General features: G+C 56.9%; 12 protein-coding genes. 8 read left to right on the forward strand and 4 right to left on the reverse strand.

Translation table 11 applies throughout. The annotated features are described in order from the left end of the window. Positions 1 to 5 precede the first annotated feature (5 nt). The 3 genes from IMQ48_RS08080 (at position 6) to wzz(fepE) (ending at position 5,469) form a co-directional block, all read left to right on the forward strand. A complete protein-coding gene (locus tag IMQ48_RS08080; RefSeq protein ID WP_096757939.1) occupies positions 6 to 224 on the forward strand; it encodes an MbtH family protein in 219 nt (72 codons plus the stop codon). Then, complete coding sequence (entF, locus tag IMQ48_RS08085; RefSeq protein ID WP_196208618.1) at positions 221 to 4,111, forward strand: enterobactin non-ribosomal peptide synthetase EntF; 3,891 nt, start codon at positions 221 to 223, stop codon at positions 4,109 to 4,111. Before IMQ48_RS08080 ends, entF begins: the two co-directional genes overlap by 4 nt. Positions 4,112 to 4,335: 224 nt before the next feature. Then, the gene (gene wzz(fepE) / locus IMQ48_RS08090; protein WP_196208619.1) at positions 4,336 to 5,469 is read left to right on the forward strand and encodes an LPS O-antigen length regulator Wzz(fepE); all 1,134 of its coding nucleotides are present in this window, start codon (positions 4,336 to 4,338) and stop codon (positions 5,467 to 5,469) included. Positions 5,470 to 5,515: 46 nt separating this feature from the next. On the opposite strand, the gene fepC is transcribed toward wzz(fepE), so the two are convergent. From fepC to fepD, 3 genes are read right to left on the reverse strand one after another with little or no spacing between them, the layout of a single operon-like run. Further along, complete coding sequence (gene fepC, locus IMQ48_RS08095) at positions 5,516 to 6,313, reverse strand: iron-enterobactin ABC transporter ATP-binding protein (protein WP_181631465.1); 798 nt, start codon at positions 6,311 to 6,313, stop codon at positions 5,516 to 5,518. Further along, on the reverse strand, positions 6,310 to 7,302 hold the full coding sequence (fepG, locus tag IMQ48_RS08100; RefSeq protein ID WP_196208620.1) for an iron-enterobactin ABC transporter permease: 993 nt from the start codon (positions 7,300 to 7,302) through the stop codon (positions 6,310 to 6,312). Before fepG ends, fepC begins: the two co-directional genes overlap by 4 nt. Beyond that, the gene (gene fepD / locus IMQ48_RS08105; protein ID WP_196208621.1) at positions 7,299 to 8,306 is read right to left on the reverse strand and encodes a Fe(3+)-siderophore ABC transporter permease; all 1,008 of its coding nucleotides are present in this window, start codon (positions 8,304 to 8,306) and stop codon (positions 7,299 to 7,301) included. The genes fepG and fepD overlap by 4 nt, the downstream gene beginning before the upstream one ends. A 109-nt stretch (positions 8,307 to 8,415) precedes the next feature. Here fepD and entS point away from each other — a divergent pair, with 109 nt between their 5' ends. Continuing rightward, the gene (gene entS / locus IMQ48_RS08110; RefSeq protein ID WP_196208622.1) at positions 8,416 to 9,654 is read left to right on the forward strand and encodes an enterobactin transporter EntS; all 1,239 of its coding nucleotides are present in this window, start codon (positions 8,416 to 8,418) and stop codon (positions 9,652 to 9,654) included. Between the two features lie 27 nt (positions 9,655 to 9,681). On the opposite strand, the gene fepB is transcribed toward entS, so the two are convergent. Continuing rightward, positions 9,682 to 10,638 carry a Fe2+-enterobactin ABC transporter substrate-binding protein gene (fepB, locus tag IMQ48_RS08115; protein ID WP_196208623.1) on the reverse strand — a complete coding sequence of 319 codons (957 nt, stop codon included), beginning with the start codon at positions 10,636 to 10,638 and terminating at the stop codon, positions 9,682 to 9,684. A gap of 187 nt (positions 10,639 to 10,825) precedes the next feature. Between fepB and entC the strand changes: the two genes are divergently transcribed. From entC to entA, 4 genes are read left to right on the forward strand one after another with little or no spacing between them, the layout of a single operon-like run. Continuing rightward, entirely contained in the window at positions 10,826 to 12,001 is a 1,176-nt protein-coding gene (gene entC, locus IMQ48_RS08120; protein ID WP_196208624.1) for an isochorismate synthase EntC, read from the forward strand. Positions 12,002 to 12,034: 33 nt separating this feature from the next. Beyond that, a complete protein-coding gene (entE, locus tag IMQ48_RS08125; protein ID WP_196208625.1) occupies positions 12,035 to 13,645 on the forward strand; it encodes a (2,3-dihydroxybenzoyl)adenylate synthase EntE in 1,611 nt (536 codons plus the stop codon). Positions 13,646 to 13,658: 13 nt separating this feature from the next. Next, positions 13,659 to 14,516 carry an isochorismatase gene (locus tag IMQ48_RS08130; RefSeq protein WP_115259126.1) on the forward strand — a complete coding sequence of 286 codons (858 nt, stop codon included), beginning with the start codon at positions 13,659 to 13,661 and terminating at the stop codon, positions 14,514 to 14,516. Continuing rightward, positions 14,516 to 15,271, forward strand: coding sequence for a 2,3-dihydro-2,3-dihydroxybenzoate dehydrogenase EntA (entA, locus tag IMQ48_RS08135; RefSeq protein WP_196208626.1), 756 nt, complete (start codon positions 14,516 to 14,518; stop codon positions 15,269 to 15,271). The genes IMQ48_RS08130 and entA overlap by 1 nt, the downstream gene beginning before the upstream one ends. Positions 15,272 to 15,273: the final 2 nt, after the last annotated feature.

The raw sequence follows: 15,273 nt of genomic DNA on the forward strand, positions 1-15,273 counted from the left end.
TGAGTATGGAATTCAGTAACCCTTTCGATAACCCGCAGGGTCAGTTTTACATTCTGCAAAATCCCCAACGTCAGTTTAGCCTTTGGCCGCAGCAGTGCTCGCTTCCTGCTGGCTGGGCCATCGCATGCGAACCGCAATCCCAGGAAGCCTGCCAGCAATGGCTCGCGGAAAACTGGACCACGCTAACACCTGCAAATTATGCCGATGTACAGGAGGCAGAATGACTCAGCGCTTACCGTTAGTCGCGGCTCAGCCGGGGATCTGGATGGCGGAAAAATTGTCCACATTACCTTCAGTATGGAGCGTCGCGCACTACGTGGAATTAACTGGGGAACTGAACGCGCCTCTGCTGGCGAAGGCGGTTGTCGTCGGTCTGGGGCATGCTGATACCCTGCGTATGCGGTTTAGCGAAGACAATGGCGAGGTTTGGCAGTGGGTTGATCCAGCGCTCACTTTTGCACAGCCAGAGATTATCGATGTCCGTGACATGGCCAGTCCGCACGACGCCGCACGGGCGTTGATGCAGGCTGACCTGCAGCAAGACTTACGTGCTGATGGCACAAAACCGCTGGTCTGCCATCAGCTAATTCAGGTGGCGGATAACTGTTGGTACTGGTATCAGCGTTATCATCATTTGCTGGTGGATGGCTTCAGTTTCCCTGCCATAACTCGCCAGATAGCCGCCATTTACCGCGCGTGGCAACGCGGTGAATCCACGCCGGAATCACCTTTTACGCCCTTTGCTGAGGTGGTGGAAGAGTATCAGCAGTATCGCCACAGCGAGGCGTATCAACGTGACGGCGCATTCTGGGCCGGGCAGCGAGGGCAGTTGCCGCCACCGGCTTCACTGTCGGGTAAACCCCTGCCGGGCCGGGCGACCAGCGCGGATATTATTCGCATGCAGCTGACCGCTCCCGACGGTGTATTTCGCCAGCTTGCCGCGCGCATACCTGACGTTCAGCCTGCGGATTTAGCGCTGGCGCTGGTGGCGCTATGGTTGGGGCGCTTATGCAGCCGGATGGATTATGCCGCCGGGTTTATCTTCATGCGCCGCATGGGATCGGCGGCGTTAACGGCAACCGGGCCGGTGTTGAATGTGCTGCCATTCGGCGTGCATCTTGATGCCGCGGAAAACCTGCCTGAACTGGCAAAACGACTGGCCGGACAGCTCAAGAAAATGCGTCGTCATCAGCGTTATGATGCGGAGCAAATTGTGCGCGATAGCGGGCGAGCGGCCGGTGAAGAGGCGCTGTTTGGTCCGGTACTGAATGTGAAAATCTTTGACTACCAGTTGGATCTTCCCGGCATTCAGGCACAAACCCATACGCTGGCGACCGGGCCGGTTAACGATCTTGAACTGGCTCTGTTCCCGGATGAAAACGGCGATCTGAGCATTGAAATTCTCGCCAATAAACAGCGTTATGATGAGGCGACGCTGGCGCAACATGCGTCGCGTTTAACCGCGCTGATGGGCCAGTTTGCCGAAAACCCGGCGCTGCGCTGCGGTGATGCCGATATGTTGTTGCCGTCAGAGCAGGAACAGCTGGCGCAAATTAACGAGACGGCGATTGATATTCCGTTCACCACGCTCAGCGCGCTGGTGGCGGAACAGGCCGCGAGAACACCGGATGCGCCGGCGTTGGCCGACGCCTGTTATCAGTTCAGCTACCGCGAAATGCGTGAGCAGGTTGTCGCACTGGCGCAGGTGCTGCGTGAACGCGGCGTGCGGCCAGGGGACGGCGTTGCCGTGGCCTTACCGCGCTCTGTGTTCCTGACGCTGGCACTGCACGGCATTGTGGAGGCGGGTGCTGCCTGGCTGCCGTTGGATACCGGCTACCCGGACGATCGCCTGCGGATGATGCTGGAAGATGCGCGCCCCTCGCTGTTGATCACCACCGAGGAACAGTTGTCCCGCTTTCGCGATATTCCGGGACTGGACAGTCTGTGCTATAACGCGCCGCTGTCGGGCGAGGGTATCTTGCCGCGCACGGTATCACGCCCGGAGCATACCGCCTATATCATCTTTACCTCGGGGTCGACCGGCAGACCAAAGGGGGTGATGGTGGGGCAAACCGCTATTGTTAACCGCCTGCTATGGATGCAAAACCACTATCCGCTGACCGCCGATGATGTGGTGGCGCAAAAAACGCCGTGCAGTTTTGATGTCTCGGTGTGGGAGTTTTTCTGGCCGTTTATTGCAGGTGCGAAGCTGGTAATGGCGGAGCCTGAGGCGCATCGAGACCCGTTGGCGATGCAGCAGTTCTTTGCACAATATGGCGTGACTACCACGCACTTTGTGCCGTCGATGCTGGCGGCGTTTGTTGCCTCGCTGACGCCGGAGACGGCGCGGGAAAGCTGCGCCACGCTGAAGCAGGTGTTCTGTAGCGGTGAAGCCCTGCCAGCAGAATTGTGCCGCGAGTGGGAACAGCTGACCCATGCGCCGCTACATAATTTGTACGGACCGACCGAAGCTGCGGTAGATGTCACCTGGTATCCGGCATGTGGAGATGCGCTTGCCGCCGTAACCGGTAACAGCGTCCCGATTGGCTATCCGGTGTGGAATACCGGCCTGCGGATCCTTGATGCCATGATGCGTCCGGTGCCTGTTGGCGTGGCGGGCGATCTGTATCTGACAGGGATCCAACTGGCGCAGGGGTATCTGGGTCGACCGGACCTGACGGCAAGCCGTTTTATTGCCGACCCGTTTGCGCCCGGCGAACGCATGTACCGTACCGGGGACGTGGCACGCTGGCTGGACAATGGCGCAGTGGAATACCTCGGGCGCAGCGATGATCAGCTAAAAATCCGCGGGCAGCGCATTGAACTGGGTGAGATTGATCGAGTGATGCAGATGCTACCGGATGTCGAACATGCCGTGGCTCATGCCTGCGTATTCAACCAGGCGGTGGCAACCGGCGGCGATGCACGCCAGCTAGTGGGATATCTGGTGTCACACTCAGGTTTACCGCTGGATATTCCCGCATTACAGGCGAGCCTGCGTGAAACACTGCCTGCGCATATGGTACCGACGGTGCTGTTACAGCTGGCGGATTTGCCGCTCAGCGCCAACGGTAAGCTGGATCGTAAAGCCTTACCGATGCCGCAGTTGACGCCACGCACGGCAGGTCGCGCGCCCAGCGCGGGCACGGAGACCACCATTGCCGGGGCCTTTTCCGCGCTGCTGGGCTGTGAGGTTAATGATGTGGCGGCGGATTTCTTTGCGCTGGGCGGTCATTCGTTGCTGGCGATGAAGCTGGCGGCGCAGTTGAGCCGTGTATTTGAACGTCAGGTGACGCCCGGACAGGTGATGGTTGCCTCCACCGTTGAACAACTCAGCGTGCTGATGGACCGTAGTGAAGATGCACAGTCACAGCAACTGGGGTTTGAAGCGCTGCTGCCGCTGCGCACAAGCCACGGTCCAACGCTGTTCTGTTTCCATCCGGCATCCGGCTTTGCCTGGCAGTTTAGCGTGTTATCGCGCTATTTGAGCCCAGAGTGGTCAATTACTGGCATTCAGTCGCCACGGCTCAATGGACCAATGCAGACGGCAGCAAATCTCGATGAAGTCTGTGAACACCATCTTAAAACGCTGCTGGAGCAGCAGCCTCACGGCCCCTACTATTTACTAGGGTATTCGCTGGGTGGCACGCTGGCGCAGGGTATTGCGGCACGCTTGCAGGCGCGGGGGGAAAGGGTGGCGTTTCTGGGGCTGCTCGACACCTGGCCGCCGGAAACACAAAACTGGCAAGAAAAAGAGGCCAATGGGCTGGATCCAGCAGTGCTGGCGGAAATCGATCGTGAGCGCGAGGTGTTCCTGGCCGCGCAGCAGGGCAATGCGTCCGATACGTTGTTTAGTAGCATTGAGGGTAACTATGCCGATGCGGTGCGTCTGTTAACCACCGCGCATAGCGTGGCTTTTGACGGTCACGCCACGCTGTTTGTCGCTGAACGCACCTTACCATCGGGCGTCAGCCCTGAACACAGCTGGTCACCGTGGATAGCCAGTCTGGATATCCATCGTCAGGATTGCGCGCACGTTGATATTATTTCGCCAGCGGCGTTTGAGATAATAGGGCCGGTAATAAACAGGCTTATTAATAATCACGTATAGAAAATATTTTGGTTATCACATGATTTGAATAACTCCATAATGAAAAATAAATGTTATGGAGTTGTTTTTTTGTGTCAATCAGATTTGACTGTAGATTTAATAAATTCCGAATATTATTTTTAGTAGGTGGCCTGGAGAAAAGAGTGTTTCGGAAAAATCTGACTAGCTGGTAGACTTCACCTACAGAAGCACGTTTCTATAGCGAAGATTTCAGGTTACACAACATGTCATCATTAAATATAAAGAAAAGTAATGATTCGGAATTTACTGCTTATCCGCAGGCTGCGGTAAACAGCAATGAAATTGATTTATTACATTTGGTTGAGGTTTTATGGCGCGCCAGAATCAAGATTATTGCTACCGTTTTTGCATTTGCCTGCGTCGGGATTCTGGTGTCTTTCCTGCTCCCGCAAAAATGGACCAGTGAGGCAATTGTCACCCCAGCTGAACCCGTGCAGTGGCAGGGACTCGAGAATGCATTAACCAAGTTGCGTGTGCTGGACATGGATATTAGCGTTAACCGTGGCGATGTATTTAACCTGTTTATCAAGAAATTTCAGTCGCCATCGCTGCTGGAAGAGTACCTGCGCTCTTCACCTTATGTCATGGATCAGCTGAAAGGCGCTGACATTGACGAAATGGCACTGCACCGGGCGATTGTCCGACTCAGTGATAAAATGAAAGCGGTTGATGCCAATCTGGGCAAGAAGAATGAAACCTCGCTGTATACCGCGTGGACGCTGAGTTTTACTGCACCGGTTGCTGAAGAAGCACGAGCGGTACTGGCGGGCTATATCCAGTATATTTCTGATCTTGTGGAGAAGGAAACCCTGGAGAATATTCGCAATAAACTGGCAATCAAAACCAGCTATGAGAAAGAAAGGCTGGCGATGGATCGCGTCAGACTCAAAAATCAGCTGGAAGCGAATATTCAGCGATTGAATTATTCACTCGAGATTGCGAATGCAGCAGGGATCAAAAAACCAGTTTATAGCAATGGTCAGGCTGTGAAGGACGATCCTGATTTCTCTATTTCACTGGGTGCGGATGGCATTGCACGTAAATTAGAAATCGAAAAATCGGTAACGGATGTAGCAGAGATCAACGGTGACCTGCGCAACCGCCAATATCACGTGGAACAGCTGTCGGCAATGAACTTCAGCGACGTCAAATTCACGCCGTTTAAATATCAGCTTTCACCGTCGTTGCCGGTGAAAAAAGACGGACCCGGGAAATCTTTGATTGTTATTCTGGCGGCTCTGCTCGGTGGAATGGTGGCGTGCGGTGGGGTTCTGCTGAATTATGCCATGCTGTCGCGTAAACGCGATATTGCGATCCTCGGACAGCAATTAGTGTGATGTACTCTCGTATGGCGGCGAAGACGTCGCCATACGATAAATAACGTTATTTTTGACGCCCGAGAGGCACTACCAGCGGTGTCCCGGCAACCGGGTCGTCAATAATCATGCAGCGCAGACCGTAGATCTTTTCGATAAGCTGCGGCGTAACAATTTCCTTCGGCGCCCCCTCGGCAATAATCTTCCCTTCACGAAGCGCGATTAAATGCGTGGCATAACGGCAGGCCTGGTTGAGATCGTGTAGCACGGCGGCCAGCGTATAGCCCTTCTCGCGGTTTAACTCACTGAGCAGCTCCAGCAGATCAATCTGATGACTGATATCCAGCCAGGTGGTTGGCTCGTCGAGCAGCATGATTGACGTTTCCTGCGCCAGCACCATGGCGATCCACGCCCGCTGGCGCTGTCCGCCGGAAAGCGTATCCACACTTTGCGCCGCCAGGTGGGTGATCCCGGTGGCTTTCATGGCGTTCACTACTGCATCCTCATCTTCTTTACGCCAGCGAGTGAACAGCGGCTGATGCGGATAACGGCCTCTGGCAACAAGTTCCTGAACGGTAATATCGCCCGGCGTAGTGGCGTTTTGCGCCAGCAGGCCAATGCGGCGCGCCACCTCTTTACTGGCGTAATGTTGAATATGTTCGCCATCCAACCACACCTTGCCGTGCGCTGGCGTCATCAGACGGCTCAATGTGCGCAGCAGCGTTGATTTCCCGCAGCCGTTGGGGCCAATAATGGCGGTAAAGTGACCGTCGGGGATCGACACGTCGAGGTTTTCTGCCACGGTAAACTTGCCATACCCTAGCGTTAACTGGTCGCCACGCAAACGGGCTACTGATTCGGTCATTTTTTGCGGGACTCCTGAATTAACAAGACGATAAGATAAATACCGCCGAGGCTTACGGTGACAACGCCGACCGGAAGCTGATAAGGCAAAAATAGCTGCTGGGCGCATAAATCGGCCATCAGCAATAACAGTGCGCCGCACAGCGCAGATTGGGTTAATCCCCAGCGCGCGGTGCCGCTAAGACGACGAGCAATGTGCGGTGCGACAAGGGCAATAAACGAGATAGGACCCGCTAGTGCGGTGGCTGCAGCGGTCAGTACAACAGCGACCAGCATCATCATCAAACGCGAACGTTCGACACTGACGCCAAGCGCACAAGCGCTGTCATCGCCCATTTCCAGCAAGCGCAGGCGGCGCACCAGCAGCGTGGCGCACACCAGCATCACAATAATCAGCGGCGCGGATGGCCAGGTTTTCGCCCAGGTCAGACCATTGAGCGATCCGGCGTTCCACAGCCCGGCCGTTAGTGCGGTTTCTAAAGAGGCTTTCAGCAGCAGCCAGGTGTTAAACGCCACCAACATGGCGCGAATACCGATGCCGATGATAATCAGGCGGAACGTTTCTATGCCGTTGCGCCAGGCCAGCGCCCACACCACCAGTGAGGTCAGAACCCCGCCGAGCATCGCTGCCAGGGCAATGGCGGTAAGGTGCTGGCCAAACAGCACCATCGCTACCAGCACGCCGCTCCAGGCGCCGGTATTGAAGCCCATTACGTCCGGGCTGCCCAAAGGGTTACGCATCAGAGACTGGAATATCGCGCCACTTACGCCTAACGCTGCGCCAATTAGCAACGCCATCAGTACGCGCGGTAAACGCCATTCCGTCACTACCAGCGTAATGCTGCGCGGCGCATCGCCCAGCAGGGCGGCAATAATTTGCTGTGTTTCCAGCGTCACAACGCCGCTACGCAGGCTCCATAATCCAACAGTGATACAGCCCACAACCAGTATCAGGCAACTGATAATCAGTCGACGAGAAAGGTACATCATGCGCCACCTCCGCGCTGCTTACGGCGTACCAGAAAAATAAGCACCGGCGCGCCGATAAACGCGCTGACCACCGACACGCGCAGCTCACCGGGCACAATCAGTCGACCGATGATATCGGCAATTAACAGCAGAGAAGGGGTTGCCAGGAGAGTGACGGGCAGCGACCAGCGGTGATCGGCTCCCACCAGCCAGCGCGCCATATGCGGCATCATCAGGCCGATAAAGGCGATCGGGCCGACAATTGCGGTCGCGCTTCCACACAGGACGGTGATTGCCAGCAGACCGATAAACTGCGTACGGGCAACTTTACTGCCCAGCGCGGTGGCGGTATCCGTGCCCAGGCTCAAACTGTTCAGGCCACGGCTGAGGAACAGGGCTACGGCTCCGGCAATCAATACCGGGAGCAGCACCACCTTCAGGGTTTGCAGACTGCGAATGTCCAGCGAACCAGCCTGCCAGAAACGCAGCTGATCGTAGACATCCGGGTTGAGCAGGGCAATACCGCTGGATAACCCCTCCAGCACTGCCCCCAGAGCCACGCCAGCCAGCGTCAGGCGAACCGGGCTGAGCTGTCCGCCGCCCTGACTGCCGGTAAAGGCCACAATTAGCGACGCGGCTAGCGCCCCGGAAAAGGCCATCAGCAGTTGTTCTTGTGGGGAGGAAAAGCCGAACAGTGAGGCCCCCAGTACAATGGCGAAGCTGGCACCGGAGTTGACGCCAAGAATACCGGGGTCTGCCAGCGGATTCCGCGTCAGCGTTTGCATCAAGGCCCCCGCCAGTCCCAGCGCGCCGCCTGCGAGCAATCCTGCCAGCGTACGCGGGAGTCGCGCGTCCAGCACGATGGTGCAATCGGCACTTTGACAACTGCCGGTGAGCGCATCCAGCACCACGGAGGCAGGGAGCGACTTGGCGCCAATAACCAGACTTAATGCCGTGGTGACAACAAGTAATAACAACAGTCCGGGCACGGCGAAGGCGCGCGTCACGGAAACAGAGCATGACATATCAACTATCCTTGATAATGATAGTAATTATCGTTATCGATCTTATTTAGGTATGTTAGCATGTGCAGCCATTGAATGGATATTGAAAAGTACCTGGTAAGGCTCTGTAATGAATCGACAATCCTGGCTGCTCAATCTCAGCCTGCTAAAGACCCACCCGGCATTTCGCGCCGTTTTCCTTGCCCGTTTTATTTCCATCGTCTCTCTGGGGCTACTCGGCGTGGCGGTGCCGGTACAGATCCAGGTGATGACCCAGTCGACCTGGCAGGTTGGTTTGTCGGTGACGCTCACCGGCAGCGCGATGTTTGTTGGCCTGATGATCGGCGGTGTGCTGGCCGACCGCTATGAACGCAAAAAAGTGATCCTGCTGGCGCGTGGCACCTGCGGCATTGGCTTTATTGGTCTGTGTTTGAATGCGCTGCTCCCGGAACCGTCACTGTTGGCGATTTATATCCTGGGTTTATGGGACGGATTTTTTGCCTCACTGGGGGTTACGGCGCTACTGGCGGCGACACCGGCGCTGGTTGGGCGTGAAAACCTGATGCAGGCGGGGGCCATCACTATGCTGACGGTACGCCTGGGATCGGTGATATCGCCGATGATAGGCGGGGTGCTGCTCGCCACCGGCGGCGTGGCGTGGAACTACGGTCTGGCGGCGGCAGGCACTTTTATTACCTTACTGCCGTTGCTGAGCCTGCCGGCGTTACCACCGCCACCGCAGCCACGTGAACACCCATTGAAATCCCTGCTGGCGGCGTTTCGTTTTCTGCTTGCCAGCCCGCTGATTGGCGGCATTGCGCTTCTGGGTGGCCTGTTGACCATGGCCAGTGCTGTGCGTGTACTTTACCCGGCGCTGGCCATGAGCTGGCAGATGTCGAGCGCGCAAATAGGTCTGCTGTATGCGGCTATTCCACTGGGTGCCGCCGTTGGTGCATTGACCAGCGGACAGCTGGCGCATAGCGTGCGTCCTGGTTTGATTATGCTGACCTCGACCGTGGCGTCCTTCCTCGCGATTGGCCTGTTTGGGCTGATGCCGGTCTGGCAATTAGGCGTGGTCTGCCTGGCGCTGTTCGGCTGGCTGAGCGCGGTGAGTTCTCTGTTGCAGTACACCTTGTTACAGACGCAGACGCCGGAAGCGATGCTCGGGCGCATTAACGGTTTGTGGACCGCACAGAATGTCACCGGTGACGCCATCGGTGCAGCGCTGTTAGGCGGTTTGGGTGCGATGATGACGCCGGTCGTGTCGGCAAGCGTCAGTGGATTCGGCCTGGCGATCGTTGGTCTGCTGCTGCTGTTGCTGTTGAGTGAGGTCCGTCGTTTTCGGCAGATGCCGGTGAATGCCGGATAAGGCGTAAACCTCATCCGGCGCTAAAGATTAAAACAGCGCGGAGAGGCGTTGCAGCAGCAGCGTGGCGCTGTAGTAATCCAGACGGAAGGTTTCAGTGCCCAGTGCGTAGACGCGTTTATTCTGCACGGCAGGCAGGTGTGCCAGCAGTGGGTTCGCGTAAATGGCGTCGGCATCTTTGCTGTCGCCCGCAAACAGGAACAGCGCCTCGCCGTTCAGTCCGGTTGCCAGATTCTCACCGCCAAGTTGCACAATGTCGTGACGTTTACCCTGACTCTGACTGGTATGCAGTCCGGCAGGCAGCGGTGCCAGCGTGAAACCTAACTGTTCCATCAGCTTGCCCTGCGCAGACTCCGGCGTCCACAGGTTGGCGCTGTGCGCGGCGGCGGTGTACACCAGCGCGCTGACCGGCTGTGGCGGCAGGGTAATGCGCTGCTTAACCGCCTGCAGTTGCTTATCAAACTCGGCAATGCGTGCCGCCGCCTGTTGTTCATGCCCGGTGATCTCACCTAACTGCGTCAGCAGCGACTGCCAGCTTTTGTCGTCGTAATTAATGATAAGTGTGGGGGCAATGGTGGACAGCTGATCGTACAGGGCGAGGGCGGAATCACCACCGGTGGCGCTGATCAGAATCAGGTCCGGCATTTGTGCGGCAACGGCCTCGGCGCTCGGTTCGCCAATATACAGACGGCTCAGCTTGCGGGCATTTGCCACCTCGCTCCACTGGCGTAAAAAACCCTGTGCGTCGCCGATGCGGTTGTTTGGCGTGGTGGCCCCGCTGGCGATAATCGGCGCATCAATGGCCAGCAACGAACCGGTCAGCGTCACGCTAGTGGAGACAATACGCTGCGGCTTCTGTTCCAGCGTGTGGGTTCCACGGCTGTCGGTGACCTGACGCGGCCAGTCTGCTGCATGGCTTAAAGAAATTCCTGAAAGTGACAGCCCAACCAGTAAGAGTGCTGTTCGGTAAAACGCGGGGAGTCGCACGAATAAGCTTCCTGTTATCAATGTAGTTAATGCTTCTCATTTTCATTGTTAGCGAACAGGGATGCAAGCCTAAGTCGCACATTGTGTGACTGCAAGAGTTGACATACCGGCGCTTTGCTTTTAGGTTAGCGACCGAAAATATAAATGATAATCATTATTAAAGCCTTTATCATTTTTGGAGGATGATATGGATACGTCACTGGCCGAGGAAATACCGCAGACTATGGCAACACTTGCCCCCGACAGCTTTTTCTTTATGTCGCCGTACCGTAGCTTTACGACGTCAGGATGCTTTGCCCGCTATGCGGAACCGGCAATTGATGGGGATTCACCGGACAGCCCGTTCCAGCAAAAAATGCACGCCCTGTTTGCCGATGCCAAATCGCAGGGTATCGCCAATCCCATCATGGTCGGGGCCATCCCCTTTGATACCCGCCAGCCATCGTCGCTGTTCATTCCCCGGTCCTGGCAGAATTTCTCCCGCACGGCGAAGCAACAATCATCGCGTTACTTTACCGCTCATCAGTCGCTGAACATCGTGGAACGTAAAGCGATTCCCGAGCAGGACGTATTTGAACACATGGTCGCCCAGGCGGCGGCCCGGACCGCCACCCCGGAAGTGGACAAAGTGGTGCTGTCACGACTGATCGATGTCACTGCCGACGCCAACATTGACAGCGGTGCGTTGCTGGAGCGTCTGGTGGCGCAAAATCCGGCAAGTTACAACTTCCATGTGCCTATCGAAGATGGCGGCGTATTGATCGGCGCCAGCCCGGAGTTGCTGTTACGTAAAGATGGTGATCACTTCAGCTCACTGCCGCTGGCGGGATCGGCGCGGCGTCAGCCGGATGACGTGTTGGACAGAGAAGCCGGGATCCGCCTGCTGGCCTCCGAGAAAGACCGCCATGAGCACGATCTCGTGACGCAGGCTATGAAAACGGTACTGCGCGATCGCAGCCGTGAACTGCAACTACCGTCTTCTCCTCAACTGGTCACCACGCCCACGCTCTGGCATCTCGGTACGCCATTTGAAGGTCAAGCTAACGCGCAGGAAAACGCCCTGACGCTGGCCTGCCTGCTGCACCCGACGCCAGCGCTGAGCGGTTTTCCACACCACGTTGCGCAGAAACTGATTGCCGAGTTGGAGCCGTTCGATCGTGAACTGTTCGGCGGTATTGTTGGCTGGTGTGACGCGCAGGGCAACGGCGAGTGGGTGGTGACGATCCGCTGCGCGAAGCTGTTGCGTAATCAGGTGCGTTTCTTCGCCGGTGCAGGCATTGTGCCTGCCTCTTCCCCGGTTGCCGAATGGCGTGAAACGGGCGCCAAGCTTTCGACCATGTTGAATGTTTTTGGACTGCATTAAGAGCCTTATTGACCAGGCCTCTAAGGAGCGATAATGAGTATTCCTTTCACCCGTTGGCCGGAAGAGTTTGCCCGCCGTTACCGTGAAAAAGGCTACTGGCAGGATCTGCCGCTGACAGACATTCTGACCCGTCATGCCGACAATGATCATACGGCAGTGATAGATGGGGAGCGCCATCTAAGTTACCGCCAGCTTAACCAGGCGGCGGACAATCTTGCCAACAGCCTGCGTCGTCAGGGCATTAAATCCGGTGAAACCGCGCTGGTGCAGTTGGGTAATGTGGCGGAGCTGTATATCACCTTCTTTGCGCTGCTCAAGCTAGGTGTGGCCCCCGTTTTTGGGTTGTATAGTCATCAACGCACTGAGCTCAACGCCTATGCGACGCAAATCAAACCGGCGCTGCTGATTGCTGACCGCGCGCATGCGCTGTTTGCTGCGGATGACTTCCTGAACGCATTTGTGAGTGAACACAGCTCGCTACGCGTGGTGCTGCTGCTCAATGACGAGGGTGAACACAACCTGCAAAATGCGATAAGCCAGCCTGCCCATGATTTTACCGCCACGTCATCGCCTGCCGATGAAGTGGCATATTTCCAGCTTTCCGGTGGCACCACCGGGACGCCGAAGCTGATCCCACGCACCCATAACGATTACTACTACAGCGTGCGGCGCAGCAACGAGATTTGCCATTTCACGGGAGAAACGCGCTACCTGTGTGCGATCCCGGCCGCGCATAACTACGCCATGAGCTCACCGGGCGCGCTGGGCGTGTTCCTCGCCGGTGGAACCGTGGTGCTGGCGACCGACCCGAGCGCCACGCTGTGCTTCCCGCTGATTGAGAAGCATCAGGTTAACGTCACGGCGCTGGTTCCACCGGCGGTAAGCCTGTGGCTGCAGGCGATTGCAGAATGGGGCAGTAATGCGCAACTGGCATCGCTGAAACTGTTGCAGGTCGGTGGGGCGCGGCTTTCTGCTTCGCTTGCCGCCCGTATTCCGGCAGAGATCGGCTGTCAGTTACAGCAGGTCTTCGGTATGGCGGAAGGGCTGGTGAACTACACCCGCCTGGACGACAGTCCTGAGCGCATCGTCAATACCCAGGGGCGCCCGATGTGCCCGGATGACGAGGTCTGGGTGGCCGATGCCGACGGTAATCCTTTGCCGCAGGGTGAGACCGGACGCCTGATGACGCGCGGGCCGTATACCTTCCGCGGCTATTTCAACAGTCCTGAACACAACGCCAGCGCCTTTGATGCCAACGGGTTCTACTGCTCAGGCGACCTGATCGCCATCGATCATGATGGTTACATCACCGTGCAGGGGCGCGAGAAGGATCAGATCAACCGGGGCGGGGAGAAGATCGCCGCCGAAGAGATAGAAAACCTGTTACTGCGCCACCCGGCAGTGGTTCATGCGGCGCTGGTCAGCGTGGACGATGAGCTGATGGGCGAAAAAAGCTGCGCCTGTCTGGTGGTGAAAGAACCGCTGCGCGCAGTTCAGGTACGTCGTTTCTTGCGTGAGCAGGGCGTGGCGGAGTTCAAATTACCGGACCGCGTCGAGTGTGTGGCGTCGCTACCGCTAACCCCGGTCGGCAAAGTGGATAAAAAACAATTACGTCAGTGGCTGGCATCACGTTCACCGGCCTGAAGGAGAAAAAGAGATGGCAATTCCTAAACTGCAGGCTTATGCACTGCCCACGGCGCTTGATGTTCCCGCCAATAAAGTTGACTGGGCATTTGAACCTGAGCGCGCAGCACTGCTGATCCATGACATGCAGGACTATTTTATCGGTTTTTGGGGCGATAACTGCCCGATGATGGAGCAGGTGGTGGCCAATATTGCCGCGCTGCGCCAGTACTGCAAAGCGCATAACATTCCGGTCTATTACACCGCCCAGCCGAAAGATCAAAGCGATGAAGACCGCGCTCTGTTAAACGATATGTGGGGACCGGGGCTGACGCGCTCGCCGGAACAGCAGAAGATTGTCGATGCGCTGGCACCGGACGAAGCGGATACAATCCTGGTGAAATGGCGCTACAGCGCGTTTCATCGCTCCCCACTGGAACAGATGCTGAAAGAGACCGGACGTAATCAACTGATTATTACCGGCGTCTACGCGCATATTGGCTGTATGACCACTGCTACCGACGCGTTCATGCGCGACATTAAGCCGTTTATGGTGGCCGATGCGTTAGCTGACTTTAGCCGCGATGAACACCTGATGTCGTTGAAATATGTTGCCGGACGCTCTGGTCGGGTGGTGATGACGCAGGAACTCTTGCCGACACCGGTGCCTGCCAGTAAAGAGGCGCTACGCAGCGTAATTCTGCCATTGCTGGATGAATCCGATGAGCCGCTGGATGACGAAAATCTGATCGACTACGGTCTGGATTCGGTACGGATGATGGCGCTGGCCGCCCGCTGGCGCAAAGTGCATGGCGATATCGACTTCGTGATGCTGGCGAAAAATCCGACCATTGACGCCTGGTGGAAACTGCTTTCCCGCGAGGTGAAGTAATGGTTGGGTTTGATTTCACAGGCAAAACCGTCTGGGTCACTGGCGCAGGAAAAGGCATTGGTTACACCACTGCGCTGGCGTTTGTTGACGCGGGTGCGCGGGTGACCGGCTTCGATCTGGCGTTTGACGGTGAAGCTTATCCGTTTGCCACCGAGGTGATGAATGTGGCAGATGCCCGGCAGGTGGCGCAGGTGTGCGAGCGCTTACTGGCGAACACTGAGCGGCTGGACGTGCTGGTCAACGCTGCCGGGATTTTACGTATGGGGCCAACCGATGCGCTCAGCGCTGAGGACTGGCAGCAAACCTTCGCCGTCAATGTGGGCGGCGCGTTCAATCTGTTTCAGCACACCATGGCGCAGTTTCGCCGCCAGCAGGGTGGGGCGATAGTCACCGTTGCATCAGATGCGGCACATACGCCACGCATCGGTATGAGCGCTTACGGCGCGTCAAAAGCCGCGCTGAAAAGCCTGGCATTGACCGTCGGTCTGGAACTGGCTACGAGCGGCGTGCGCTGTAATGTGGTTTCGCCGGGGTCAACCGATACCGATATGCAACGTACGCTGTGGGTCAGCGATGATGCCGAACAGCAGCGTATTCGCGGGTTTGGCGAGCAGTTTAAGCTCGGCATCCCGTTGGGTAAGATTGCTCGTCCGCAGGAAATTGCCCACACAGTCTTATTCCTCGCCTCCGATCTGGCCAGCCATATCACCTTGCAGGATATCGTGGTGGACGGCGGCTCGACGCTGGGAGCGTAATG

Source organism: Citrobacter sp. Res13-Sevr-PEB04-36 (assembly GCF_015672735.1).
Lineage (GTDB): Bacteria > Pseudomonadota > Gammaproteobacteria > Enterobacterales > Enterobacteriaceae > Citrobacter.

Coding starts and splice junctions, on each gene's coding strand:
- IMQ48_RS08080 (WP_096757939.1), top strand. CDS start 6: ATGGAATTCAGTAACCCTTTCGATAACCCGCAGGGTCAGTTTTACATT.
- entF (WP_196208618.1), top strand. CDS start 221: ATGACTCAGCGCTTACCGTTAGTCGCGGCTCAGCCGGGGATCTGGATG.
- fepC (WP_181631465.1), bottom strand. CDS start 6,313: ATGACCGAATCAGTAGCCCGTTTGCGTGGCGACCAGTTAACGCTAGGG.
- fepG (WP_196208620.1), bottom strand. CDS start 7,302: ATGATGTACCTTTCTCGTCGACTGATTATCAGTTGCCTGATACTGGTT.
- fepD (WP_196208621.1), bottom strand. CDS start 8,306: ATGTCATGCTCTGTTTCCGTGACGCGCGCCTTCGCCGTGCCCGGACTG.
- entS (WP_196208622.1), top strand. CDS start 8,416: ATGAATCGACAATCCTGGCTGCTCAATCTCAGCCTGCTAAAGACCCAC.
- entC (WP_196208624.1), top strand. CDS start 10,826: ATGGATACGTCACTGGCCGAGGAAATACCGCAGACTATGGCAACACTT.
- entE (WP_196208625.1), top strand. CDS start 12,035: ATGAGTATTCCTTTCACCCGTTGGCCGGAAGAGTTTGCCCGCCGTTAC.
- IMQ48_RS08130 (WP_115259126.1), top strand. CDS start 13,659: ATGGCAATTCCTAAACTGCAGGCTTATGCACTGCCCACGGCGCTTGAT.
- entA (WP_196208626.1), top strand. CDS start 14,516: ATGGTTGGGTTTGATTTCACAGGCAAAACCGTCTGGGTCACTGGCGCA.